General features: G+C 62.3%; 24 protein-coding genes and 1 tRNA gene. 15 read left to right on the plus strand and 10 right to left on the minus strand.

Annotated features, from left to right (window positions below; translation table 11 throughout):
• Positions 1-196 precede the first annotated feature (196 nt).
• Complete coding sequence (locus tag E7T06_RS03930) at positions 197-1,435, plus strand: HD domain-containing phosphohydrolase (RefSeq protein WP_136364545.1); 1,239 nt, start codon at positions 197-199, stop codon at positions 1,433-1,435.
• Positions 1,436-1,944: 509 nt separating this feature from the next.
• Positions 1,945-3,102, plus strand: coding sequence for a tetratricopeptide repeat protein (locus E7T06_RS03935; protein ID WP_136364546.1), 1,158 nt, complete (start codon positions 1,945-1,947; stop codon positions 3,100-3,102).
• Positions 3,103-3,373: 271 nt separating this feature from the next.
• Here E7T06_RS03935 and ispD read toward each other — a convergent pair whose 3' ends face one another.
• Positions 3,374-4,084: a 2-C-methyl-D-erythritol 4-phosphate cytidylyltransferase gene (ispD, locus tag E7T06_RS03940; RefSeq protein WP_136364547.1), complete on the minus strand. Its 711-nt coding sequence runs from the start codon at positions 4,082-4,084 to the stop codon at positions 3,374-3,376.
• Positions 4,072-4,626: a UbiX family flavin prenyltransferase gene (locus E7T06_RS03945; RefSeq protein ID WP_136364548.1), complete on the minus strand. Its 555-nt coding sequence runs from the start codon at positions 4,624-4,626 to the stop codon at positions 4,072-4,074. Before E7T06_RS03945 ends, ispD begins: the two co-directional genes overlap by 13 nt.
• Positions 4,627-4,667: 41 nt before the next feature.
• Between E7T06_RS03945 and E7T06_RS03950 the strand changes: the two genes are divergently transcribed.
• Genes E7T06_RS03950 through E7T06_RS21630 form a run of 3 tightly spaced genes read left to right on the plus strand, consistent with a single transcriptional unit; the run spans position 4,668 to position 6,845 of the window.
• Positions 4,668-5,909, plus strand: coding sequence for a cytochrome P450 (locus E7T06_RS03950; protein ID WP_136364549.1), 1,242 nt, complete (start codon positions 4,668-4,670; stop codon positions 5,907-5,909).
• Between the two features lie 47 nt (positions 5,910-5,956).
• Positions 5,957-6,340 carry an IS630 transposase-related protein gene (locus E7T06_RS21625; RefSeq protein WP_240740828.1) on the plus strand — a complete coding sequence of 128 codons (384 nt, stop codon included), beginning with the start codon at positions 5,957-5,959 and terminating at the stop codon, positions 6,338-6,340.
• Positions 6,228-6,845 carry an IS630 family transposase gene (locus E7T06_RS21630; protein ID WP_240740837.1) on the plus strand — a complete coding sequence of 206 codons (618 nt, stop codon included), beginning with the start codon at positions 6,228-6,230 and terminating at the stop codon, positions 6,843-6,845. The genes E7T06_RS21625 and E7T06_RS21630 overlap by 113 nt, the downstream gene beginning before the upstream one ends.
• A gap of 472 nt (positions 6,846-7,317) precedes the next feature.
• On the opposite strand, the gene E7T06_RS03960 is transcribed toward E7T06_RS21630, so the two are convergent.
• Complete coding sequence (locus E7T06_RS03960; RefSeq protein ID WP_136364550.1) at positions 7,318-8,349, minus strand: ComEC/Rec2 family competence protein; 1,032 nt, start codon at positions 8,347-8,349, stop codon at positions 7,318-7,320.
• 10 nt (positions 8,350-8,359) lie between these two features.
• On the minus strand, positions 8,360-8,737 hold the full coding sequence (locus E7T06_RS03965) for a DUF3006 domain-containing protein (RefSeq protein WP_240740829.1): 378 nt from the start codon (positions 8,735-8,737) through the stop codon (positions 8,360-8,362).
• Positions 8,738-8,848: 111 nt separating this feature from the next.
• Between E7T06_RS03965 and E7T06_RS03970 the strand changes: the two genes are divergently transcribed.
• From E7T06_RS03970 to E7T06_RS21115, 5 genes are all read left to right on the plus strand, one after another.
• On the plus strand, positions 8,849-10,654 hold the full coding sequence (locus E7T06_RS03970) for an ABC transporter ATP-binding protein (RefSeq protein WP_240740830.1): 1,806 nt from the start codon (positions 8,849-8,851) through the stop codon (positions 10,652-10,654).
• 148 nt (positions 10,655-10,802) lie between these two features.
• Positions 10,803-12,644: an ABC transporter ATP-binding protein gene (locus tag E7T06_RS03975; RefSeq protein WP_136364552.1), complete on the plus strand. Its 1,842-nt coding sequence runs from the start codon at positions 10,803-10,805 to the stop codon at positions 12,642-12,644.
• 170 nt (positions 12,645-12,814) lie between these two features.
• Positions 12,815-13,336 (plus strand): helix-turn-helix domain-containing protein, encoded by a 522-nt coding sequence (locus E7T06_RS03980; RefSeq protein ID WP_136364553.1) that lies wholly within the window; start codon positions 12,815-12,817, stop codon positions 13,334-13,336.
• 44 nt (positions 13,337-13,380) lie between these two features.
• The gene (locus E7T06_RS03985; protein WP_346763185.1) at positions 13,381-13,842 is read left to right on the plus strand and encodes a transposase; all 462 of its coding nucleotides are present in this window, start codon (positions 13,381-13,383) and stop codon (positions 13,840-13,842) included.
• Between the two features lie 9 nt (positions 13,843-13,851).
• Complete coding sequence (locus E7T06_RS21115; protein WP_168733360.1) at positions 13,852-14,004, plus strand: hypothetical protein; 153 nt, start codon at positions 13,852-13,854, stop codon at positions 14,002-14,004.
• A gap of 8 nt (positions 14,005-14,012) precedes the next feature.
• Here the strand turns inward: E7T06_RS21115 and E7T06_RS03990 are convergent, their stop codons facing one another.
• Both E7T06_RS03990 and E7T06_RS03995 read right to left on the minus strand, forming a co-directional pair.
• A complete protein-coding gene (locus tag E7T06_RS03990; protein WP_240740831.1) occupies positions 14,013-15,212 on the minus strand; it encodes an MFS transporter in 1,200 nt (399 codons plus the stop codon).
• A gap of 361 nt (positions 15,213-15,573) precedes the next feature.
• Entirely contained in the window at positions 15,574-16,152 is a 579-nt protein-coding gene (locus tag E7T06_RS03995) for an NAD(P)H-dependent oxidoreductase (RefSeq protein WP_136364555.1), read from the minus strand.
• A 131-nt stretch (positions 16,153-16,283) separates the two neighbouring features.
• On the opposite strand from E7T06_RS03995, the gene E7T06_RS04000 reads away from it, so the two are divergent.
• From E7T06_RS04000 to E7T06_RS04010, 3 genes are all read left to right on the plus strand, one after another.
• Positions 16,284-17,192 (plus strand): MBL fold metallo-hydrolase, encoded by a 909-nt coding sequence (locus E7T06_RS04000; RefSeq protein ID WP_136364556.1) that lies wholly within the window; start codon positions 16,284-16,286, stop codon positions 17,190-17,192.
• A 47-nt stretch (positions 17,193-17,239) separates the two neighbouring features.
• Positions 17,240-17,866: a Dps family protein gene (locus E7T06_RS04005; protein WP_136364557.1), complete on the plus strand. Its 627-nt coding sequence runs from the start codon at positions 17,240-17,242 to the stop codon at positions 17,864-17,866.
• 276 nt (positions 17,867-18,142) lie between these two features.
• Positions 18,143-18,637 carry a DUF4385 domain-containing protein gene (locus tag E7T06_RS04010; RefSeq protein WP_168733361.1) on the plus strand — a complete coding sequence of 165 codons (495 nt, stop codon included), beginning with the start codon at positions 18,143-18,145 and terminating at the stop codon, positions 18,635-18,637.
• Positions 18,638-18,784: 147 nt separating this feature from the next.
• Here the strand turns inward: E7T06_RS04010 and E7T06_RS04015 are convergent, their stop codons facing one another.
• Together E7T06_RS04015 and E7T06_RS04020 are read right to left on the minus strand one after the other, a co-directional pair.
• Positions 18,785-19,375, minus strand: coding sequence for a molybdenum cofactor guanylyltransferase (locus tag E7T06_RS04015; protein ID WP_240740832.1), 591 nt, complete (start codon positions 19,373-19,375; stop codon positions 18,785-18,787).
• The gene (locus tag E7T06_RS04020; protein ID WP_136364559.1) at positions 19,368-20,852 is read right to left on the minus strand and encodes an aldehyde dehydrogenase family protein; all 1,485 of its coding nucleotides are present in this window, start codon (positions 20,850-20,852) and stop codon (positions 19,368-19,370) included. The genes E7T06_RS04015 and E7T06_RS04020 overlap by 8 nt, the downstream gene beginning before the upstream one ends.
• 240 nt (positions 20,853-21,092) lie before the next feature.
• On the opposite strand from E7T06_RS04020, the gene mgsA reads away from it, so the two are divergent.
• On the plus strand, positions 21,093-21,467 hold the full coding sequence (gene mgsA / locus E7T06_RS04025) for a methylglyoxal synthase (RefSeq protein WP_136364585.1): 375 nt from the start codon (positions 21,093-21,095) through the stop codon (positions 21,465-21,467).
• A 92-nt stretch (positions 21,468-21,559) separates the two neighbouring features.
• The gene (locus E7T06_RS04030) at positions 21,560-22,627 is read left to right on the plus strand and encodes a PP2C family serine/threonine-protein phosphatase (RefSeq protein WP_240740833.1); all 1,068 of its coding nucleotides are present in this window, start codon (positions 21,560-21,562) and stop codon (positions 22,625-22,627) included.
• 126 nt (positions 22,628-22,753) lie between these two features.
• Here E7T06_RS04030 and E7T06_RS04035 read toward each other — a convergent pair.
• Both E7T06_RS04035 and lpdA read right to left on the minus strand, forming a co-directional pair.
• Positions 22,754-22,830 (minus strand) — tRNA-Arg (locus E7T06_RS04035).
• A gap of 104 nt (positions 22,831-22,934) precedes the next feature.
• The gene (gene lpdA / locus E7T06_RS04040; RefSeq protein ID WP_136364587.1) at positions 22,935-24,326 is read right to left on the minus strand and encodes a dihydrolipoyl dehydrogenase; all 1,392 of its coding nucleotides are present in this window, start codon (positions 24,324-24,326) and stop codon (positions 22,935-22,937) included.
• Positions 24,327-24,346 lie beyond the last annotated feature (20 nt).

Here is a 24,346-nt window from a genome sequence, read left to right on the forward strand (position 1 = left end):
CGTTCGGCCACCATGTCTGGACGCTCCATCATGAATTGGGGGGTAATCCGTGCTGTACACCAAATTTCTCGCATGCTGTTTGTAGCATTTCTGCCAAGCTCATGTTTATGCAGCGGTCTGTTTTGCCTATGTTCACCGGTAGGCATCTGGGGCCAAGTGCGTCCTACCCGTACCGTTGGGGCAAGGGCGGCCTCCGGTGACTTCCAACTTTCCTTCTGGGCGCTCCTTTCCCCCGCAGGAGCCGTATGAGCTGCCGCCATCTCCTGCCGCCGACCATGCTGCCGAACACGCCGCCCTTACTGCACTCCTTGACCTGAACGCCGCGTTGCTGGTGGCCCGCACGCCGCCGCAAGTAGAAGAGGCGCTGACGCTGGGTGTGGTGGAACTGATGGCCGCCCGCTACGCCTACTTTCTGCGCTTCGATCCTCAGGCCGATACCCTGACCATTTCTACCGTGTCCAGAGAACAATTTACCGATCCGGGCGCAAAGGCGCTGGGCTGGGTGCTGCGGCGCGGTGAGGGGCTGTCTTGGCAGGCCATCGAGCAGGCTGAACAGATGCGGGCCGAGCAGTTGCAGGCCGAGCAGATGGCGGCGGACGCCGATGCTTCTGGCGCAAAAACCGGGTGCTTGGGCCGCGCCGTGCTGCACATCCCCGCGCACGATTTGCCCTCTCACGCCGTGCGGGTGGGCAACGCCCCCGATCAGGACGTGATGTTCGCGCCGCTGCTGACCCAAGATCGCCAAGTGCTGGGCGTGCTGACGCTGGGCCGCATCTCGCCGGGGTTTACCGCCCAAGACCGCGCACTCTTGGCCGCCTTTGCCAACGCGGGAACATTGGCGCTGGAGCGTGCCCACGAGGAACGCCGCGCCGCCGAATCCCGCGAGGGCGCGATGATGGCGCTGGGCATGGCGCTGGAAGCCCGCGACTTCGAGACTCAGGGCCACACGGAGCGCACGGTGGCGTTGGCTGAAGCCCTCGGCGCGGCCCTGAACCTGAGCGCCGCCGATCAGGACGCCCTGCGCCAAGGTGCGTATCTGCACGACTTAGGCAAACTGAGCGTGCCCGACGGCGTACTCCTCAAACCCGGCCCCCTGTCGCCCGAAGAACGCGCCCTGATCTGCACCCACACCGTGTTGGGCGAAGCGCTGGCCCGCCGTCTGCCCACCCTGCCTGCCGGGGCGCTGGCAATTGTGCGCTCTCACCACGAGCGCTGGGACGGCGGCGGCTACCCAGACCGCTTGCACGGCACGCAGATTCCACTGCTGGCCCGAATCTTTGCCGTAGTAGACGTGTACGACGCCCTGACCCATGACCGTCCCTACCGCCCCGCTTTTTCTCTGATTCAGGCCAAAGCCATGTTGGAAGACGGGGCTGGCACGCATTTTGACCCGGAAGTGCTGAGTGAGTTTTTGGGTTTACTGGACGGCGCTTGAGCGGGCTGGGGCTGGTCTAAGGGCCTAGGGTCTGAGGGTCTAAGGCAGGGCAATCGCGTTGCTCACTCACCCCCTCCTAGCCTCCCCCCTCAAGGGTGAGGAGCAAAAAGCAAACCCACACCGTCCCCGCCCCATCCGTGTGAGGCCGTCGTGCGTGCAACGCGCGGGCCAATTCCATCTCCGAATGAACTGACGATTCCGCTTCAGATGAAGGAACAAGCCGACTGAAAACGCGACAAGATCGATCCTCCTCAGCGGAGCGACCACTCCCCTGCACCCTTTGGGGGCGGGGGCTGGGGGGTGGGGGAGAATGTGGGGGCAGGCCAATAAGCCAAACCTCAACCCCTTTCTGACCACAATCCCACCAAACCCACAACGCCGCCTAAAGCTGAAGCATGGGCGGCCTCATCTGCACTGCCTATGCTGACCAAAACAGTGCTGACCGAAAGAGTGCTTAACCGGCTCCCGTCCCGCCAATCTCACCACCGCACCTTTCTACAGGAGACCCTATGACCCCCATCCGAACCACCCTGATCCTGACGGCCCTCCTGCTCGGCAGCGCACAAGCCCAAACCGCTCCGCCCACTCAATCCAGCGCAACGCCAACCAGCACGCCCCAAACTGCGGCACAGGCGGCAGCCGAAGCGGGCGATTTGGCGGCCAAAGCAAGGGCCACCTATCCGAAGGGCAGCGCCAGCATTGATCAAGACCTGTGGAAACGGGCTGCTGCTGCCGCCGAACGTGCGGTGGCCGCCGCACCCAGCAACCCCGATTATTTGCGCCTGCGTGCTCAAATTTATACAGAGGTAGGCTTTTGGCGTCAGGCCGAATTGAGCTGGGAAGCCTACTTCCGGGCCGTGCCAACTGGCGCGTCGGCAGCAGAAACGGCCAGCGCCGCCAACGTGCAGTACAACCTTGGGTACTCGGCCTATACGCGCAATCAGCCGAGTCAGGCGGCGGCCTTTTTTGCCAGTTGCCTCAAGTTTGACCCGGCCAGCGTGCCGTGCACCACGTGGTCGGCACGCACTGCATTGGAAGCGGGTAATTATGCACAAGCCCAGACCTTCTATGACCGGGCGCTGGTGCTGCAACCCGCCGACAAAACGCTGACCTACTTCCGCTCGTTGGCGCAGAGTGCTGGACGCTACGGCCCCGCTGCCACACGCGCTTTTAGCCGTGCTTACGGTGAGTTGGATGCGGGCCGCAAAGCCCAAGCGTTGGCCGGATTCCAGCAGGCCGCCGCCGCCGCCCCCAACTTTGCCGAGGCGTGGCGCGAGGCGGGCAAACTGGCCCTCGAACTTGGGGACGCACCGGCGGCGTTGACGGCCTACACGGGCGCGGCAGCCCTCCCCAGTGCCAGCGCCGCAGACCGCTTCAACCTGTCGGTGGCGCAGGAAGGCGCGACAGTGGGCCTGAAAGCCGTGCAAGCCTTCCGCGCTGCCTACACCCGCTACACCGCAGGCGATAAAACGGCGGCTGAGACGGGATTTCTGGAAGCTGCTACCCTCAGCCCCAAGTATGCCAAAGCGTGGGCATGGCTGGGCCGCACCCGCTACGAAGCCCGCAACTTTGGCGGCGCGGCGGAAGCTTATGCACAAGCGGTGCAGCTTGATCCCAACGACAAGAGCAGCGCGTATTTTTTGCGGCTGGCACAACAGGGGAAGTGAGTGGTGAGTGGTAATTAGTCAGTGGGAAAGGCAAAAGGGCCGATGTAGGTTAGTTTCTTTCCCGTCTTTTCCCACTCACCACTGACTACTCACCCCGTTTAGGGCTTATTTTTTTCGTGCTGAACGCAAAATCTCTAAAATTCGCCTCAAACGCCATTTTTCTGCTTTTCTGCCACCCAGACCGCGTTGCCCATGAACTCTACCCATCTTGTTCAACAACGTCATGTAGTGCGAACACCGACTAAGACGGCGTTTCAAGCCCTAAACGGGGTTACTCACCACTCACTGCTGTTAAGTCCCACACCGCCGCTACCGCTTCCGCCAGCGCCAGATCTCCCGGTGTCGTCACCTTAAACAGGCGGGCGTCGCCGGGAATCAGGGCTACACGTTGCCCCAAACGGGCAATGAGTCCGGCGTCGTCGGTGGCGGCGTGGCCCTCGCTGTTGGCCGATTCGTGGGCGGCCAACAGCGAGGCGCGGCGAAAGCCTTGCGGCGTTTGCACGGCCCAGAGACCTTCGCGGGGCGTCAGCGTTCCCCAATCGGTGTTCTCCTTTGCTTGCACCAAGGTATCGGCCACAGGCAGGGCAGCGGTGGCGGCTCCCACGTCCCATGCGGCGTCGGCCACTTCGCGGATCACGCGGGCGGGCAGAAAGGGGCGGGCGGCGTCGTGGATCAGCACTACGTCAGCGTCGGTGGCACGCAGCAGCGCCAAGACGCTGGCTTGGCGGGTGTCGCCGCCTTCTACAGCCCGCACCTGCACTCCGTCTGGGAGAAATAACCCGGCGGGCAAGGCCACCAGCACTTCATCTACATACGGGCGTAAGCAAGCCACGCTGCGGGCCAGCAAACTCAGACCGCCGACTTCTACAAAAGCCTTTGGCCCCCGCCCCAGCCGTGTCCCTGACCCTGCCGCCGGAATCAGCGCAGCTATTTTCGGCTTGGAGTTCTGTTCGGCCACTTCTTGCCCAGTCACTCCCTCCACCGCTTGAATCCCGGCACATCCAGCCGGAACTGATCCAGCACGCGGGCCGTCACAAAATGCAGCAACTCTTCTACACTTTCCGGCGCGTGATAGAAGCCGGGGCTGGCGGTCATTACGGTGGCTCCAGCGTCGTGGACGGCCAACAGGTTTTGCAGCATCGGGCGCGGCAACGGGTCTTCGCGCACCACCAGCACCAGCGGGCGGCGCTCCTTGAGGGTCACGTGGGCCGCCCGAGACACCAGATTGTCGGCAAAACCGTGCGCGACTTTGGCAAGAGTGCCCGCGCTGCACGGCACGATCAGCATGCCATCGGTACGGTAGCTGCCGCTGGCGACGCTGGCGGCTAGATCGCGGTCTTCATGGACGTGGGTAGCCAGCGCGGTCAAGTCAGGCAGTTGCGGCCCGCCCTCGGCACTCATTACCCGTTTTGCCCCGCTGGACACCACCAAATGCGTTTCTACGCCCAGTTCATGCAGGGCACGCAACACGCCCACCGCATACGGAATGCCGCTGCCACCACTGACTCCCACCACCAAACGCATGCAGTCAGGCTAGCAGGCGGGCGTGGGGGTAGCCTGTAGGCATGACTGCAACTCCTGACAGTGCAGAAAACGGTGCAGAGCAACTGATCGGCGCGTATTGGCAGGGCGCACACCTGCAAGACCCTCTGTTTTTAGAGAAAATGCGGGCCGTGAACCCGGTGCTGGTGTCGCCTGCTCACGGGCTGGCTGTGCTGACTGGACACGCCGAAATCACGGCGGCGCTGCGGCATCCCGACGTTCGCACGGGCAAATTTGAAGTCGGCGAAGGCTTTAGCCACACCGCCAGTTACGCGGTCATGAATCCCATGATGCTCTTCCATGACGGCGGCAGCCATACGCGCCTGCGTTCGCTGGCCCAGCGGGCCTTTACGCCGCGTGTGCTGGAAGAAAGCCGCGAGTTTATCGCCGCCCTGACCGATGATCTGTTGACCCAAGCTGCCGCCAACACTGATCCTGAGGGTGTGGATATCGTGCAGGCCGTCGCTTATCCGCTCCCCGTCACGGTCATCGTGAGGATGCTGGGCCTCACCGGAACCGACGCCGAACGCTTCCGGGCGTGGTCTGAAAGTGTGGCCGACTTGTTGGGCGGCGTGAATATCTCCCCGGAACGTTGGGCACAAATAGAAGCCGACGCCCAGCAGATGCGCGAGTATTTCCGGACGCTGGCCGACGACCTGCGGGCCGAGCCGCAACCGGGCCTGCTGAGTGCGCTGGCCGCCGCCGAAACCGAGGGGGAAGGCGGGGGCCGCCTGAGCAGCGCCGAACTGCTGGCAAACGCCGTGCTGCTGTTGGTGGCAGGCCACGAAACCACTAGCAACCTGATCGCCGGAACCTTTCACGCGTTAGCCGAGAATCCGGAGCAGCGGGCATGGTTGGCCGCCGATCCTGTGGGCCGCGCCGCCAACGCCACCGAGGAATTGTTGCGCTTCCTGTCGCCTGTGCGGGGCAGTGGCCGTTTCACCTCCGCGCCCCTGACTCTGGGCGATGTGCCCCTGCCCGCCGGAACCCACCTGAGTCTCAGCTACGCCAGTGGAAACCGAGACCCCCGCCTATACGCCGATCCACACGCGCTAGACCTGAGCCGGGCCAATGCCCGCACGCATCTGGCTTTCGCGGGCGGCCCGCACTACTGCCTAGGCGCAACGCTGGCGCGGCTAGAATCCACCACCTTCCTGACCCGCCTGATGACGCGTTTTCCTGAATACACGGTGCCCCAGCAGACGCTTTTCTACCGGCCTAACTTTGCGCTGCAAGGGCTGGAGCGGTTGCGGGTGGTGTTGTAGGGCTTCGGCTTCTGCGGTTTATTTAGAGCATTTGTCAGAATAGACGTATGAACACTGCTGGAGTGCGAGGCTACGGGTTGGAGTTGCGGACGCGCATCGTTGCGCTGGTTGAGGGTGGAGCCTCGCCTGCAGAAGCGGCACAGCACTTCTCCGTGCATGTCACGACTGTCCAGCGGTACCTAGCCCGCCAGCGTGACCACACCCTCCACGTCGTCCCAAAACCGACGGGGCGTCACCGCACGGTGACGCCCACCCACGAAGAGCAGCTGCTGGCGCACTTGGAGAGCCATGGGGACGCAACGTTACAGGAGCACGCGGATCTGCTTGAAGCAGCCACTGGACTCAAGGTCAGTTTCAAGACAGTGGATCGGGTCTTCCGCCGCCATCACATCACCCACAAAAAAAACGCTGGTCGCCAGAGAACGCAGTGAGGAACGCCGCATGGTATTCCTGAACGACCTCCAGCCCTACCTTGATCACCCTGAACGCCTGATCTTCGTGGACGAGAGCGGCTTCAACACGTCCATGACGCGCGGCTATGCCCGCGCGCCCAGCAACCAGCGGGCGGTCAGTGTGGTGCCTCGCAATCACGGCAAAAACGACACCCTGATCTGTGCACTGGGATCAGCGGGGCCACTGGCCCCACTGATTCTGGATGGGCCGGTGACCGCTGTGAGCTTCGAATACTACGTCCAACACGAACTGTGCCCTGCATTGACGCGGGATCAGGTGGTCATCATGGACAACCTCTCCTCACACCATCGAGCGTCCATTCGGACGCTCATTGAAGATCGAGGGTGCACGCTGCTGTTTTTGCCGTCCTACAGTCCGGATTTCGATCCCATTGAGTGGTTGTTCTCGCAGGTCAAGGGCGTCCTGCGTGGTGATGCACGGCGGAGTGTGGATCGCTTGATTGAAGGCATTGTGACGCCCTGAAGGCAATTTCTGGACAACAGGTGGGGCACTGGTTCACCCGCGCCCTTCTGAAAGATCTCTTGTGACAAATGCTCTAAGGCGGGATTTGGGGTTTCTCCTACGCCTTCTTCCCCCACCCCCCAGCCCCCGCCCCCAAAGGGTGCAGGGGAGTGGTCGCTCCGCTGAGGAGGATTGATCTTGTCGCGTTCAGACTTGGTTTGTTCCTTCATCTGAAGCTGAATTGCCAGTCGTCTTGAAGATGGAATTGGCCCGCGCGTTGCACGCACGACGGCCTCACACGCAGTTGGGCGGGGACGCTTTGAAGTGGCGGTGTCGGCGTTGTTGTTGCCCTCGCCCCTTGCGGGAGAGGGGCGCTGAGCATCAGCGGGGTGAGGGGAGTGAGCGCCAGCGATTGCCCTTGACCTGCTCTTAGACCCTCAGACCCTAGACCCTTAGACCAAGCCCCCTTAAACTCCGTCCCTCACGCCCCGTTTCACCGATCTGCCGTCAACGTATACGTCCCATCACTGTTGCCCGCGAAGGTCACCGTGCCGTTCTGGTCGGTGCGGTAGATACGGATTCCGTTTTGCTTGTACAAGTCCAGCGCCGTTTTGGTGGGGTGGCCGTAATTGTTCGGCCCCACGCCGATTACGACGTTTTCGGGCCGCACCGACGCCAGCCACGCGGCATGGTCGCCGTTGGCCGCCCCGTGATGAACGCTCTTATAGAGCTGGAACGGCCCCTTGATTTCCGGGCGGTCTTCTTCCAGCCAAGCCTGCGTTTCGGGCTTCTCGCTGTCGCCCGTCATCAGGGCGTGAAAGTTGCCGAAATCAAGGCGGATGCCGATGCTGTTTTCGTTCTGGTCTTTGCCCATTCCGGCGGGCGGGTCGATCACGCGCACTTTCACGCTGCCCAAATTGATCACCTGATTGTTGGCCTTCTGAAACTTGGTTCCGGCGGCCTCCAAACCGTCTACGAGGCGCTTCCAAGTTTGGGTGGTGGGCGCGATCCCGTTGTTGATAAACAAGGTGGGTTTGGCCTCGGCAGCGGCTACCAGCCCCGCAACATGGTCGGCGTCGCCGTGACTGGCTACCATCAGGTCTACTTTGGTAATGCCGTAAGTGTCCATATGTTCGCGCATACGGTCAGCGCTGCGGCCCCCGTCGTACAGCATGGTTTTGCCTTCGGGACTGCGAATAAGGACGGCGTCGCCCTGCCCTACGTCCAAAAAGCGGATCGTGACCTGTCCGGTGGGCGTGGTGGCGGTGTCTGTTTTGCCCGTATCGGTGGTGCCGCCCCCGAACAGGCCGCCGCCCGCACACGCCGCGAGGCTGGCGGTGAGGCCCAATACCAGCAGACCTAGCAGGTCAGAGGAACTGGGGCGGCCCCGGCCCTTGCCCGCCGTGCTGCGCGTCTTTTTTCCCGCCGAGGCGGTTTTGGCAGCAGAGGCTTTAGCAGCCGTCTTCTTAGGGGTGGGCGTTTTTTTGGCTGCTGGCTTCTTCCCAGATTCTTTAGGGGTACTCACAGTGTCATCCTCATAGGGTAATTTCTCCCTCGACATCTACCGCTAGGGCCGCGCCGCGAGCGTTCAGGGTTTCTAGTTCGGCCCCTGCTTCTAGGTGCCGCGCCTGCGTTTCTTCTCTCAAAATATGCGCCACTGCACCGTCCGGCCCATCCTGAATCCCCAGAATATCGCCCTCCTGCACGCCGTCCGGCAGTGATGACAGCAAGATGTCTACGGTGCGGCCCGAAGGCAGTTCTACGCGGGCCATGCGGCCAGTCGGCGTGTCTTCTATGCCGTCTACCGTCCAGCGTTCGCCTGTCCAGACGGTGGCGCTGACGACGACATTGGCGGCTGCACTGGGGGTAGGGGCCGGATTCTGTTCCTGCGGGGCTTGCGGCTCATCCTTCACGCTCACAGCGTACCGCGTGGAGCAACGATTAAGGCGGTTTGCCCCCAACAGCGCCCTCTCTGCGCCACTCGGCGTATGCGCCCGCCCCTGCCCACGCCCTACCCTGACCGTATGACCGCCGCCGCGCCCCCTTCCGATACCCGATCTTCCTCGCCGCCGCCTAAGTCGGGAGCATTGGCGGTGCTGCGAACTTACTTGGGGCCGCTGTGGTGGCGCGTCTTGCTGCTGGCGGTACTGCTGTTTACGGCCACGGGTCTGAACCTGATCTTGCCTCAACTCCTGCGCCAATTCGTAGACGGCGCGAAACTGGGCGCGGCGGCTCCGGTGGCGCAGTTGGCGTGGCTGGCGGGCGTGTATATCGGCGTGGCGGTGGGCGTGCAACTGCTGACCGCCAGCGCAACCTATGTGGGGGCGCGGGTAGGCTGGCGGGCCACCAACCGCCTGCGGGCCGACCTGATGGCGCACCTGCTGTCGCTGGATATGCACGAGCACAAGGAACGCACCCCCGGCGAAATGATCGAGCGCATCGACGGCGACGTAACGGCACTCAGCAACTTTTTCTCGCAGTTCGCGGTGCGCGTGTTCGGGGCCGCCCTGCTGCTCATCGGCGCAATCGTCATGTTCTACCGCGAGAACGTGTGGATTGGGCTGGGCATCACCAGTTTTGTGGTGATTACGCTGATCGCCATGAACCGGGTTCGCAAGGCGGGCGTAGAACCGACCCGGCTGGAACGCGAAAGCAGCGCCAAACTGTTCGGCTTTATCGAAGAACGGCTGGCGGGGTTGGACGACGTGCGCTCGCTCGGCGCAGGGCCGCACCATCTGAACAGGTATTTGAAGGTGCAGCGCGAATATTTTGGCCGCAGCACCCTGTCTTGGCAGCGGCGAAGCGTGGTGTGGCAGCTCAGCATGGGGCTGTTTGCCGCCGGATACGTAGCCATTTTGGTTTCGGCGGTGGGGCTGTACTCGGCGGGCGCAATTTCGCTGGGCACGGCTTTTTTGCTGTACCAGTACATGAATATGATCGAAGAACCGATAGATCAACTGACGCAGCAGCTTCAGGACTTGCAAAAAGCGGGGGCCAGTTTGTTCCGCGTGGGCGAACTCTTGGCCCTGCGCTCCAGCTTGCCGGAAGGCGTGCAGCAGCTTCCAGCAGGAGCCTTGCCGCTGGCCTTCCAAAACGTGGATTTCAGCTACGATCCTGCCGACGCTACGGTGCGCGGCGTGCTGCACGGCGTTTCTTTCTCGCTGCCCGCCGGACAAACCTTGGGCTTGTTGGGGCGCACGGGCAGCGGCAAAACGACCCTCACGCGCCTCGTCTCGCGCCTGTACGATCCGACTGGCGGCAGCGTGCAGCTTGGCGGCCTCGATACCCGCGCCCTGAAACTGAGCAGCCTGCGCTCCCGCGTGGCGGTGGTGACGCAGGACGTGCAGTTGTTTCAGGCCAGTGTGCGCGACAACCTCACTTTTTTCGACGACACCCTGCCCGACGAGCGCGTGGAAGCCGCCCTGCACGAAGTCGGCCTCGGCGCGTGGTTGGCGCGGCTGGAACACGGCATCCGCACGCCGCTGCCCGCCGGAAGCTTATCGGCAGGCGAGGCGCAACTGCTGGCCTTTGCCCGCGTGATGCTGCAAGACCCCGCCCTGATTATTTTGGATGAACCCAGCAGCCGCCTTGATCCGGCCACCGAAGGCCTGCTGACCGCCGCCATGAGCCGCCTGCTGAGTGGCCGCACCGCCATCGTGATTGCCCACCGACTCGATACCGTAGCCCGCGCCGACCGGATTTTGGTGCTAGGCGACGGCAAAGTGTTGGAAGACGGCCCCCGCGACGTACTGGCCGCCAATCCACGCAGCCATTACGCAGGGCTGTTGCGGGCCGGAGTCGGGGCGGAAGGGGAAGGGGTGTTGGCGTGAGGAACGGTGAGTGGGTAGTGGTGAGTGGTCAGTGGAAAAAGCCCCTGCGCTCTGTCTTGCACACCTCCTTCGTCACTTTCAATTCTCGCCTTCATCTGTTCTCACTCACGACTGACCACTCACCACTGACGCAATGGAGTTGCCACCCATGACCACCGCCCCCCAACCCACCCTCCCCACTTCCGACAAAACCTTTGCCCTTTCCAAGCGCCTGTTCGTGTACAAACCCGGCCTGTTTGCCTTCAATTTGCTGATGTGGGGCATGGTTCACGCCTCGCCCGCGCTGCTGACGTTGGCGGTCAGTGGGGTGTTCCGGCAACTGGAAGCCGCCGATAAGTTGCGGCTGGCAGGCACGTCTACGGCAGGCAACATAGAACCGCTGGTTGCGGCGGCGTGGGTGGCGGTGGCGTGGTTCGCCCTCGTGCGGGTCAGCCGATTCGGGATCTTTTATGGGGCATTCCGGGCGTGGATAGAACTGTGGTACACGCTGGACGCCCTCGTGCGGCGCAATATGCTGGCCTACCTGCTTACGGCCCGCCGCGCCCGCCGCCTGCCCGATACCCCTGCCGAGGCCGTGACCCGCTTCCGCGACGATGTAGACGATGTGGCCGGATACACCGAAGTCTGGGTGGACGGCTGGGGCTTCGTAGCCTTCTCGGTCATCGCCATTACCCTAATGGCCCGCATAGACCCCACGATTACGCTGCTGGTGTGCGCCCCGCTGCTGCTGATGGTGGTGTTCGTGCAGCGGCTTTCGCCCATTATTCGCAGCTACCGCCGCCGCATGCGCGAGGCCACAGGCCGTGTGACCGACTTTATCGGGGAAACCTTCGGGGCCGTGAGCGCCGTGAAACTGGCCGCCCGTGAGGGGCAGATGGTGTCTCATCTCGTCAAATTGGGTGAGGTTCGCCGCTCTGCCGCCCTGCGCGACGTGCTGCTGACCGAACTGATCCGGGGCGTGAACACCAATATGGTGAACATTGCCGTGGGGCTGGTGCTGCTGCTGGGAGCCAACAAGATTCGCGGCGGGGCGCTGGATGTGGCCGACTTCGTGCTGTTTATCGGGCTGCTGCCGCGCCTGACCGGAAGCATGGGCTTTTTTGGCGACGCGATTGCCCGCCACCGCCGCACCGGGGTCAGCTATGACCGCATGAACCGCCTGCTGCAAGACGCCCCGCGTGACCAGACCGTGCAGCATCATCCGGTGTACCTGCACGCCGACCCGCCGGAATTGACCCTTATGCCCGCCGCCGGAACTGCCGAGGCTCAGCCCTTAGAAGAACTGCGCGTAAACGGCCTGACCGCTTTGCACCCCAGCGGCATGGGCCTGCACGACGCCAGCTTCAGCGTGCGCCGGGGAGAATTCGTGGTAGTCACAGGGCGCATCGGCAGCGGCAAAACAACGCTGTTGCGTGCGCTGCTGGGCCTCATTCCCACAGATTCCGGCACGGTGTCTTGGAACGGACAACCTGTAGAAGACCCCGCGTCGTTCCTCGTACCGCCCCGCAGCGCCTATACCGCCCAGATCCCCAACCTGTTCAGCGACAGCCTGCGCGAAAACGTGCTGAGCGGCAGCGCCCCAGACCGCCTAGACCGCGCCGTGCGCTTGGCTGTGCTGGAACCCGATATGGCGCAGTTGGGCAGCGGGCTGGATACGCCCGTAGGCGCACGCGGCGTCAAGCTCAGCGGCGGGCAGGTGCAACGAGCGGCAGTGGCCCGGATGCTGGCCCGCGACGCCGATCTATTGGTCTTCGACGACGTGAGCAGTGCGCTGGACGCCCGCACCGAAGCCGTGCTGTGGGACGGCCTGTTTGCCGAAACCGACGCGACTTGTCTGGTGGTGTCTCACCGCCGCACTGCCCTGACCCGCGCTGACCGAATCTTGCTGATGGAAGGCGGGCGCATTACCGACGAAGGCACGCTGGCCGAGTTGTTGGAACGCAGCGAAGAAATGCGGGCGCTGTGGGCAGAGGATGGGGGAGAGGGGTGAAGTTGTCGCTAGATGAGGAAACTCAGCTGGATCGGGAGATCACAAGTTTAATTGACCAACACACCACCACTGAAGATGTCTTGCGGGCCGTCATTGAGCGTGTCGGGCCAGTAAGGACAATTGTTTTGCTGCGGCGGCATTTAAGTACAGCAAGATTATATTTTTGAGAAATGGGACGACCAAGTCGGCAGATCGTAATCAGCGCAGAAGATGCGGCACAACTCCAACAGCTGGAATTGAGTGCCGGGGTTCATTCCAAGGTACGTCTGCGGGCCAGCCTGCTCCGATTGCACCGAGAAGGGTGGTCTGCGCCACGCTTGGCTGTTCATTTCGCACGAGCTGAGCAACGCATTCACACTGACCTGACCCGCTGTGAACAGCACGGTATGCGGGGCATCATTGATGCCCCACGGCCAGGCCGCCCGATCAAGATGTTGCCTGCCCATGCGGCTGTGCTCGTGAGTCAGCTTGGCGAAGACCGGCTGTGGACCGCCGCCCAATTGGCCGAGGTGCTGAATGACGAATTCGCTCTCCAGATCACCGCGCAGACCGTTCGCCAACACCTGCTGGCGTTGGGGTACAGCTGGAAACGGGCGCGGTACGCGCCCGGCAAACCCCTTGACCCTCAGGTGGAAGCCCAGCATCGGGCCGCGCTCGACACGCTAAACAAGGGGCGCTGGACGGCACATTAACGCTCAAATATCTTGATCAGTCGGGGTTCTCGCTGATGTGATCCGTGGCGTCAACGTGGTTTAGGCGTGGCTCTGGACAACAGTTCCGCATGCCGACCCGCTGGGGATCCCACGGTCGCCTCAAGTTGATCGGTACGTACACGCTGCACGGCACAACGCCAGCATTGGAGCTGCGTACGTTGCAGGGCAGGTGCAATCAAGAACAGGTGATCGCCTATCTGGATACCCTTGCTCAGCACAGTGAGCCGTCCCGGCTCACTGTGATCGTCCTCGACAATGCTGCAGTTCATCGGGGCAAAGCCATTCGGGAAAAACAAATCGGTTGGGAAGCCCAGGGCCTGTATCTCCGGTATCTTCCGCCCTATGCACCGTTCCTGAACCTGATTGAGGGGATTTGGAAGCAGATCAAAGGGGTGTTGATGCCCCGCCGCTCCTACAACACTCTGGCTGAACTCGAGGCTGCACTACATCTCGCCCTCAGCGCCATTGGTGCAAAGTTTATCTAAAAAATTATCTTGCTGTATTTAGATCTAAGTTTTCTTGAAGCAAAGTCATTGGTCACGTGGATTTACACTGGAATGAGTCTGGAACAGTACCAAGGAGAGGTGCTTTTGCCGATGCTGCAAGAAGCCTTGGCTGAGATGAAAGCCGAAGATGCGAGTAAATAAGAGCGGCGTTATTCAACTTCCCCCATCCCCCTGAGCGCCCACTGCAGCCCCGCCGCCGTGACCAAGCCCACCGCCATCAGCGTTAGCCAAGGCAGCGTGGGCAGGTTCAGCCTTGCGCCTGCATCCACGAGTAGACCGCCCAAAAAGTTGCCCAGTGCGCCGCCCACGCCGAGGCTGATGGCGCTGAAGCCGAAATAACTTCCGACTCGGCCTTCAGGTGCAAGGCGGGCAGTGAGGGTTTGCTGGGTGGGATACACCAACATCGTGCCCAGCGAGTACAGCACCACGCAGGCCAGCAGTTGTGGAAAAGTGGCGGCAAAGCCCATCAGGCCCAGCGCGGTGGCCACCAGAATCACGGCGGTCACGAGGGCGGGGCGGGTGGGAATATGGCGCTCCACCAACCTCAGCAGCGGGTATTGCAGCAGCACGGCAAGGCCCGCGCTCAGGCCGTACAGCGGGCCAGTGGCGGCGGGGCCAGCCAGCGCCACCGCTTTCAGGGTCACGGCCACATTCAGTTGGGTACTCAGCAGAAAGTAGCCGCACAGCACCAGCGTAAAGCGCCGGAATACTCGGTCTTGCAGCGCAATTCTCAGGCCGTCTAGGCTGCTTGCACCCTCGGCCCGCTTGGGTGGAGTCATGCGGGGCAAGGTCAGGGCCAGCACTGCGAAGGCCACCAAGTACACGCTGCCCGCCCACAGCGCCGCCGTGCGGAAGCCCACGCCCGACAGCCACGCGCCCAACAGCGGCCCTACCACCATGCCCAAGTTTCCGGCCATGCTGATCAGGCTGAACATGCGGCCCCGATGTTCTGGCCGCGTCACAGCGGTAATAGCGGCGCTCTTGGGCGCATCGAACAGGCCGCCCCCGATGCCCGCCAGCACCGACGCGGCCAGCAGCACGCCAAACGATTCGGCAAATCCCATCCAGCCAAAGCCGAGGGTACGAATCAGGCAGCCCGCCAGAATCAGCGGCTTTGGCCCGATGCGGTCTGCCCACGCGCCGCCAAACACGGTCAGCCCTTGCTGCGTCAGTTGCCGCACGCCCAGCACGATGCCCACGCTGGCCGCCGCCCACCCCAGCCCCTCTACAAAATGCACCGTAATGAGGGGAATGACCAAAAAAAACCCGCCCCACATCAGAAACGTGACGCCCACGAGTCCGAGTTGTGCGGGAGAGGGGCGGAAGGCGGGAGCGGGGGCAGAGGTCACGGGGGAGAGGCTACACCCGCACGGCAAGGTGGACGGGTCAGGCGTTCCGGGTGAAGGGACAACAGTGGCTACAAAAGCAAACGCAGAGGAAGCACGGAGCCGCCTCTGCGTCATGAATCTCTACTGATGTTGGCACGGCACTAGAGCTGACGATTTGGGCGAACCCCCCAGTCTGCTTCGCAGCCAGCCCCCCTCAAGGGGAGCGCAAAAGCCTTTGTCCTCCCCTTAAGGGGGGGGCGTTGCGTCAGCAACGGGGGGGGTTGTTCTGCAAAAGCCTCAGCAGGTTAAGTATCAAGCGCTAGAGCCGTTGCCCTTTCTCAGACCCTAGACCCTTAGACCGCCCCATCCCAGTTGCTGCCGCTTACGCCTCCCGCGCCGCGTTCAGGGCGTTGGCCCACCAGATCACTTCATCCAGCAGAGTCTTCACACTCGGCAGCAAATAAGTCAGCTCCGACAGCTCTTTTTTGTTCTGCAACACAGCAAAAAAGTCTCCGCCCTGAATGTTCACGCTGGTACGGGTGGGGGCCATCTGGAGTTCCACGGCAATCATCCGGAGCTGTTCGATGGCCCGCGCCGCGCCCACCGAGCCGTAGCCCACGAAGGCGGCAGGCTTTTTGCTCCATTCGGGGTAGGCGTAATCCATTGCGTTTTTCAGCACGGCTGTAGGTGCGTGGTTGTACTCGGCGGTCACAAAAATGTAGCCGTCAAACTCGGTCAATTTCTTTTGCCAACGCTGCGCCACTTCATTCTGAGAAGGTGCGTAGGCGTTCGAGGCCACTTCATCGAAGAAGGGCATGGGGAAATCGCGCAGATCGACGACTTCAAATTCGGCGTCGGTACGCTGCGAGGCGATGCCCGAAAACCACGCGGTGGGCTTGTCGGCAAAGCGGGTGGCGCGGGTGCTGCCGACGATAATGGCAAGTTTGGGCAAACGGGTCATGGGTCTCCTTTGGGGACTCTGAACAGAGCCGAAGCGTTCGGCCTTCTTGAGATTCACCCTACATCAACGGGTCATGCGGTCTGTCAGGCAACAGTAATCTTTGGCTGCACTTGGCCTGTAATCTGCGGGCTATGGCTTCTGCTCTCATCCCCCTCGCCCCCGGTGTGCATTACTTTCCCGCTGCCGTCAACAGCGTGCTGGTCGAAGATGGACGCGGCGGCGCATTGGTCATCGACACCGGGCTGGACGAGTCTCACGCCCGAAAGTTGCTGCGGGCCATGACCGACGCGGGGTTGCAGCCCACCGGCATTCTGAACACGCACAGCCACGCCGATCATCATGGCGGCAACAGCTTTGTGCTGAAACGTTATCCAGAACTTAAAATCTTTGCGCCGCCGCTGGAAGACGCCGTGATTACGCACCCGATTTTGGAACCGATTATTTTGTTCGGGGCGCGGCCTCCCGCCGAATTGCAGAGCAAATTCTTGCTGGCCCAGCCCAGCCCCGCCCGCCTCGCCCCCGAACCCGGCCTGACGCGCATCGGCGGCGCAGATGTGGAGTTGCTGGAAGTGGCAGGCCACGCTTCCATGATGTACGCGGTGCGTGTCGGAGACGTGCTGTACGCTGCCGACGCCCTGTTTGGGCCAGAAGCCCTGCTGAAGCACCCACTGACGTTTTGCGCCGATTCGGGATTGCAGAAGGAAGCGGCGGCGCGGCTAGGCAAACTGGAAGGCGTGCGCGTGGTGTTGCCCGGTCACGGCGATCCCACCTCCGATTTGGCCGGGTTGGTGGCCGCCAACCTTGCCGCTTACGGGCGCATCACCGACGCCGTGCAACACGCGGTACAGGCCGGGGTTGCCACCACCGACGAACTGCTGGCCCGCGTGTGCGCCGCGCTGAATGTCACTATGACCACCCCTTCGGCGGTGGTGCTGAACCGCGCTGTGGTGGCCGCCCACCTCACCGAGTTGCAGGAACTGGGAAAGGTTGAAATGGTGGTGGAAGATAACCGCCTGATCTACCGCATAGGCCAAGCCTAAAGAATCCGCCTATGGGCGCGGCACGGGCGGGAAGGTAGGTTAAGGCCATGACGCAGAAAGCTGGCAAGAAGGGCAACAAAGCCGCAGGCAAGGTCAAAGACACAGATCAGAATCTCAGCACCGAAGGGGTGGAAGCGCAGGGTGGAGCCAAAGCCGACGCCGCGCACCTGCGCACGGTTCACAACCGCCTCGTGGATCATAGCTATCTCAGCGAAGAGGAATTTGGCGTGGTGGCCGAAACGTTGCAGCGCAACCTCGCCACGTCCATCAGCCTGTATCTGAAATTTAAGAAGTATCACTGGGATATTCGGGGGCGCTTTTTCCGCGACCTACACCTTGCTTACGATGAATTTATCGAAGAAATCTTTCCCAGCATCGACGAGCAGGCCGAACGCTTGGTGGCCCTCGGCGGCAGCCCGATTGCCGCGCCCGCCGACGTTGACCGCTTTAGCGTCGTGAAGGTGCCCACCGATACCGTGCGCGACGCCCGCGCCCAGGTGTCCGATCTGGTAGAAGACCTGACCCGCGTGGGCCGGGGCTACCGCGACGATTCTCAGGCCGTAGACGACGCCAACGATCCTGCTACCGCCGACCTGTACAACGGTTACGCCGCGACGGTAGACAAAATCCGCTGGATGCTGAACGCCATGCTGGACGATGACCGGATGAACTAAAGACTCCGTTTGCTGATCTCTATACAGTTTAAGAACATCAAAAGATTGGCAGGCTCAACAAATATTCGGAGTTGACGATTATGGGCAACCCCCCAGTCTGCTTCGCAGCCAGCCCCCCTTAAGGGGAGCGCACAAGATGTTGAGTCCTCCCCTCAAGGGGGGGCGTTGCGTCAGCAACGGGGGGGTTCACCTTCCAGATTGATCTCCCTAAGATGTTTCTGAGCTAGGTACGAGTCAATAAGTCGCAGATTCGAATTTAGCGGAGTTCCACAACTCATGTCCCCCAAATTCGATTACAGCCTGCATTACGCCGAACTTGATCTCCGCGCCCAGCCAGAGTTGTACCGGGTGGGCGTGGGAGAGCAAGGCGTCTTGCTGGTGCAGCCCTACAAATCCGAAATTCTTCCGCATTGGCGCTTTGCCACGCCCGACGCTGCCCGCGAGAGCAGCGAAACCATTTATGCCCTCTTTCTGGACTACCTGAAAGCGGGCGATTTTGTGGGCGCAGACATGGCCCGCAAGTTTTTGCAGATGGGCTTTACGCGCTCGCGGCGGTATGCCAACCATAAGGGCGGCAAAAAGTACGACGGCCCCGTACCAGACGACAAAAAGGGCCAAAGTGGAGCGCATGGCCGAGCCGAGTTGCCCCGCACGCCCGAAGACCCGGTGAAGGCCGAATCCGCCCGCATTTTCAAGGCCAAATGGGAAGAAGCCGAAGCCAACGCGGACTATGCACGGATGAAAAAGGCGCACAAAGCGGCGTATGGATAGCCAAAACGCTTTCGGGCGTCTTGCTCATGGTTGGCCCAACGGCTTGGACGGCTTGAAACGAGGCGAGTGCATAGCTTGACCCTGCCTGCATACCGCGCTATACTGTTGTCAATCAAGTTAAACCACAGCCGCCGAAGGGCGGATTTTTTATTGCTGTTCATCTTGCAGAGTCGAAAGATCGGCAGGCGTATTCACATTCCGTAACACTCCCAGCGCAATGCCTGCGACGGTACACACCGCCTCAGCCGGAGCGGCGGCCCGCAGTCGGCGTTCTCTAGCGTCCAGCAGGGCGGTGACACGGGGCAGTAAATCTGTGTGATATAGCGCGGCTAGCGGTTGCGGGCGTCCTTCGCTGTCCAGCGGTTGCACACTCAGCGCGTCTGGTGTGCGGGCGGCGGCGAGGGTGCGCCAAAAGTCGGGGGTCAGGCGGGGCAGGTCTACGCCCGTAAAAGCGATCCAGCCCGTGCCGCGCAGCCGAATTGCCGCTCCCAGTGCCGCTTCCAGCCCAGCCAGCGGGCCTTCGCCGGGGCGGGTGTCGGGCACAGTTTGCCAGCCTTCCAGCGCGTATTTGCCGGGGAGGGCCACCAACACGCGTAGGCCGCAGCTTTCCAAACTGTGCGCGACGTGATCCAACAAGGGGCGGCCTTCCAACAATGCCAGCGCCTTGTCACTTCCAAATCGGCTGGACTTTCCACCCGCCGTAATCGCCCCGGTCAACTCGGCAAAAATGTCACTCACGCGGCCCGGTTTGCCTCTCCAGTTGGCGCAGCATCCACGCCACGAGGCGCAGAACGGGGCGGCCATACGGCGGATACACGAAACGAGTGGCACTCTGTTTTGGTTCGCTCAGAATGGCCCGCTGATGGGTAAAGGTGCGGAAGCCGTGTACGCCGTGATAATTGCCCATGCCGCTGGCTCCCACGCCGCCAAAGGGCAAGTGCGGATTGGTCAGGTGCATCACGGTGCCGTTGACCACCATGCCCCCGCTTTGGGTGCTGTCTTTAATGCGTTCCAGCGCGGCTTTATCTTCTGCGAAGGCGTAGAGGGCCAGCGGTGGATCGAGCCTATTGATCAGCGCCAACGCTTCTTCCAGCGTGCGGTAGGTCAGCACGGGCAGCACGGGGCCAAACAATTCCTCAGCCATCAGCGGCATGTCGGGCGTCACGTCTACAACTACGGTGGGCGAGATGAACTTGGCTCCGGCATCGAATTCGCCCCCTAGAACGGTGCGTGCGCCCTGTGTCACGCTGTCCCCCGTCAGGCGAGACAGGCGCTCTACGCTGCGGCTGTCTATCATTCGCCCGTAATCTGGCCCCACCCGCAGCCACGCCCGGTTCCCGTACCGGCGGGCAATTATGGCGTCAAGGTGCTGCACGAAGGTGTCCCGCAAATGTTCGGGAATCAGCACGTAATCGGGGGCCACGCAGGTTTGCCCCGCGTTCAGCAGTTTGCCCCACGCGATCCGCTCGGCGCTGAGGGCGAGGTTGGCGCTGGCGTCTATTAGCGCCGGACTTTTGCCGCCCAGTTCCAGCGTCACACTCGTCAGGTTCTCGGCGGCGGCCCGCAAGACTTGCCGCCCCACCGCGCCGCTGCCCGTAAAAAAGATGTGATCGAACGGCAGGGTAGTCAGGGTCTGCGCCACGTCCGGGCCGCCCAGGACCACCGCCACCAATTGCGGCTGAAAGGTCTGTTCAAGCAGTCGTTGCAGGGCGCGGGCCGTGGCCGGAGCCTTTTCGCTGGGCTTCAGAATCACCGTGTTGCCCGCTGCGAGGCTGGCGACTAGCGGGGCCAACGCCAGATTCACCGGATAATTCCAGGGACTCAGGATCAGGGTGATGCCGCGTGCCTGTGGGCGGATTTCGCTGTGGGCCGTGCCCAGCATGGCAGTCGTCGCCACGCGCCGGGGAGCAGCCCAGCGGGGGAGGGCGCGGATGGCGTGCTGAAGTTCTTCCAACACCGGATGAATTTCGGTGATTTCGGATTCGGCGCGGCTTTTGCCCAAATCGGCGGCCAGCGCATCGGCCAAGGCCACCCGGCCCGCTTTGAGGGCGTCGTGCAGCCGCCGCAAGAGCGCCTGACGCTCGGCAACGCTGGCCCCCGCCGCCCTAGGCCTATGCGCCTGCTGAAGCGCAAACAGGGCGTGCAGCTCAGGCGAGTTGGCCCCGGAAAGAGGTGGGGAAGCGGGTTCGGACTGGGGTCGGGGGGCGGTGGTCATGGGCAAAACCTCCGGGGAAATCGGCGTGAGTCATAGTGCAGCTCTGAACTGGGAACTCTGAACTGGAAAACTTGAACCCAGTATAAGTGGCGCAGACATCCAGAGGGGGAATTCATCACCAAAGCGCCGCGTGAAACAATGGCCCGCATGACGGCTCACGGTGGCGAGAATCACGGTTCAGATGGACAGGGTTCAAATAGACAGGGTGTAGGAAGTCAGGGCGCGGGGCAGCGGCGGCAAGTGGCCCTGATCGCGCACGACAAGAAGAAGCTGGAGCTGGCGCTGTTCGCCCTCTCTTACCGCGATATTCTGGCCCGCTTTCATCTGGTGGCGACGGGCACCACAGGCAGCATTCTGGCCAAGCAAACGGGCCTGACCGTAGAGCGCGTGCTGTCGGGGCCACTGGGCGGCGATCAACAAATCGGGGCGCGGCTGGCCGAGGAGCGCGTGTTGGCGGTGTTTTTCTTCCGCGATCCCCTGACGGCCCAGCCCCATGAACCCGATGTATCGGCCCTCGTGCGCCTGTGCGACGTTCACGATATTCCTTTGGCGACCAATCCCGCCAGCGCCGAAGCCCTGATGATGTGGCTGCGCGAACAGGGCCAGAACTCTTAAGCAAGAGAAAGATAAGTGAGAGGTTAGTCACATCTGGGGCCAAACGTCTCCAACTTCACCCGTTTCCCTAACGGTTGGCTTATATTGACCTCATGCGCTCCCCAGCGACGCCCTCCATGTCCTCTGGGCTGCTCACAGACGTGGGGCGTCAACGTCAGGGCGGTGTCAATCAGGACGCTGCGCTGGCGCTCGATTTACCGCAAGGTGGCCTCTATGCCGTTGCCGACGGAATGGGCGGCCACGCTGCTGGCGAATTGGCCGCGAATCTGGCGCTGGATACCCTCAGTCAGGCGTATTTGGATGGACGCGGCGTGCCGCCCGAACGGCTCGCGGAAGCGGTTCAGGCGGCCAATTTGTCGGTGCTGCGGCATGCTGTAGGCGAATACGTAGGCATGGGCACCACGCTGCTGGCCGTCCTGATAGACCGGGGCGCGGCCATCGTGGCGCATGTCGGAGATTCGCGGGCCTACATGCTGCGCGGCGGAGAACTGCACCGCCTGACCGACGATCATTCTTGGGTGGCCGAGCAGGTGCGGCTGGGCAACCTGACCGAAGCCGAGGCCCGCGATCATCAGTGGCGTAGCGTGGTCAGCAACGCGCTAGGCGGAGAAGAACGGGTGCGGCTGGAATTGTTCGGCTTTCCCCTCAAGTCCGGCGACCGACTGCTGATTTGCAGTGACGGCCTGAGTGGAGTTGTAGAAGAAACGCATCTGCTGGAGTTGTTGGCCCGCCAAAATACGCCTGACCAAGTGGCCCGCACCCTCGTCAATGCCGCCAACGATGCAGGCGGCCCCGACAACATCACCGCCGTCATCGTGGATATTGGCCGCAGCCTGCGCCCCCCGCGCTACGCCCTGCCTCCCCGCCAGCCCGATGGCCCCACTTACGCCGACGTGCTGCTGAGTGCGCGGCGCGGCAACAGCCTGCTCACGTACTTGCTGCTCACGGTGGTCTATTTCACTTTGCTGGGCGTCATTCTGGTGCCCGAACACCGCGTGCTGCTGGGCTTGGTGGGCGCGGTGGTGCTGCTGGGCATCCTGATTTCGCGCCGGGTACTGCACGGCCGCCAACTGGCCCGCGACGCCGCCCGGCCTATCCTCACGGCCTCCGTCTCGGCGGTGTCTTCCAAAACCCGGCCCATGCAAGACCCGAATCACTAGGGGAATCGTCGGCAGCTCCCTGTGCCCTTATTGCTACGCCTCCCTCACGGCTGCCCCATTACACCGCTATTGCACCAAACACGCGAAAACCCCGACGTTCGGTCAGGGGTTTTCGCGTGCTGGACGTGGCGCACTCGACTGGAGTCGAACCAGTGGCCTGCCCCTTAGGAGGGGGCCGCTCTATCCATCTGAGCTACGAGTGCAGGGGTGCAGCACAGCCGTGCAGCGCCGCAGAGTATAGCAAGCCGGTGCAGATGGGCAAAAGCGCCAGATGCACTCTGACACTTTTGCCCCGAACAAACTATTTTCAGCGGTTCATGATGTGAATGGCCTGCTTGTGTACCGCTTCCGCCGCTTCCAGCACGCTTTCGCCCAAGGTGGGGTGCGCGTGAATGGTCAGGGCGATGTCGGTGGCGGTGGCGGCCATTTCTAGGGCCAAGCCTGCCTCGCCCAGCAAATCGGAGGCGTGCGGCCCCACGATATGCACGCCCAGCAACAAGTCAGTGTCGGCTTCCACCACCATTTTCACGAAGCCGTCGGTCTGCTGGAGCGTCATGGCGCGGCCCGACGCACTGAGCGGGAAGGTTCCGGTTTTGACCTTGTAGCCCTTGTCTTTGGCTTCCTGCTCGGTCAGGCCCACCCACGCGAGTTCGGGGCTGGTATACACCACACCGGGAATGGCGACGGCGTCCTGTGCGGAGGGTTTTCCGGCGATCACTTCGGCGGCCACCAAGCCTTCCTTCATGGCCTTGTGCGCCAGCATGGGGTTTCCGGCCACATCGCCCACCGAGTAGATGTGGGAAATGTTGGTGCGCTGCTGCTGATCGGCGGGAATAAACCCCCGGTCTGTGACGTGTACGCCAGCGGCGGCCACGTTCAGCCCATCGGTACGGGGGCGGCGGCCCACAGCCACCAGCACGCGGTCAAAGACTTCAGTGCGCTTCTCGCCCGTTTTCACGCTTTCCAGTTCTACATGAATGCCGTCCGACTTCTTCTCGGCTTTGTTGGCTTTGGTCTGCGTCTCGATCTTGATGCCCTGCTTGGTCATCGACTTGGCAAATTCCTTCACGGCGTCGGCGTCGGCCCCCGGAATCACGTTGGGCAAAAACTCAATGACTTTTACGGCGCTGCCCATGTTGTTGTACACATGCGAAAACTCAAAGCCGATGACGCCGCCGCCCACACACAGCATCCGGGCGGGTACAGGGTCGGGCATCACCAGTGCGCCCGTAGAATCTACGATGTCCACCTGATTTACGTCCAGTCCCGGCAGTTTGGCGGGTTCGCTGCCCGTAGCAATGATGAAACTGCCCGCCGTGTACGTCTTGTCGCCTACTTTTACGGTGTGGGCGTCCACAAAGCTGGCTTCCCCGATCAGGTGCGTAATCTTATTGGCCTTGAACAACGCTCCCACGCCGCCCGTCAGCTTCTTCACGATGCCGTCTTTCCAGCCGTTCAGCTTGGCAATATCCATCTTCTGCTCGCCAAAGGTCAGGCCAAAGTCGGCGGCGTGGCGGGCCGCTGCGATCTGCTCGCCCGCGTGCAGCAGGGCTTTGGTGGGAATGCAGCCCACGTTCAGGCACACGCCGCCCACTGCTTCGCGCTCGGCGCACGCCACCCGCAACCCAAGCTGCGCGGCGCGAATGGCCGCGTGATACCCGCCGGGGCCAGCGCCGATCACCAACACGTCAAAATCCATGCCGGAAGAACCCTGATTCG

The organism is Deinococcus sp. Arct2-2 (genome assembly GCF_004801315.1).
Taxonomy (GTDB): domain Bacteria; phylum Deinococcota; class Deinococci; order Deinococcales; family Deinococcaceae; genus Deinococcus.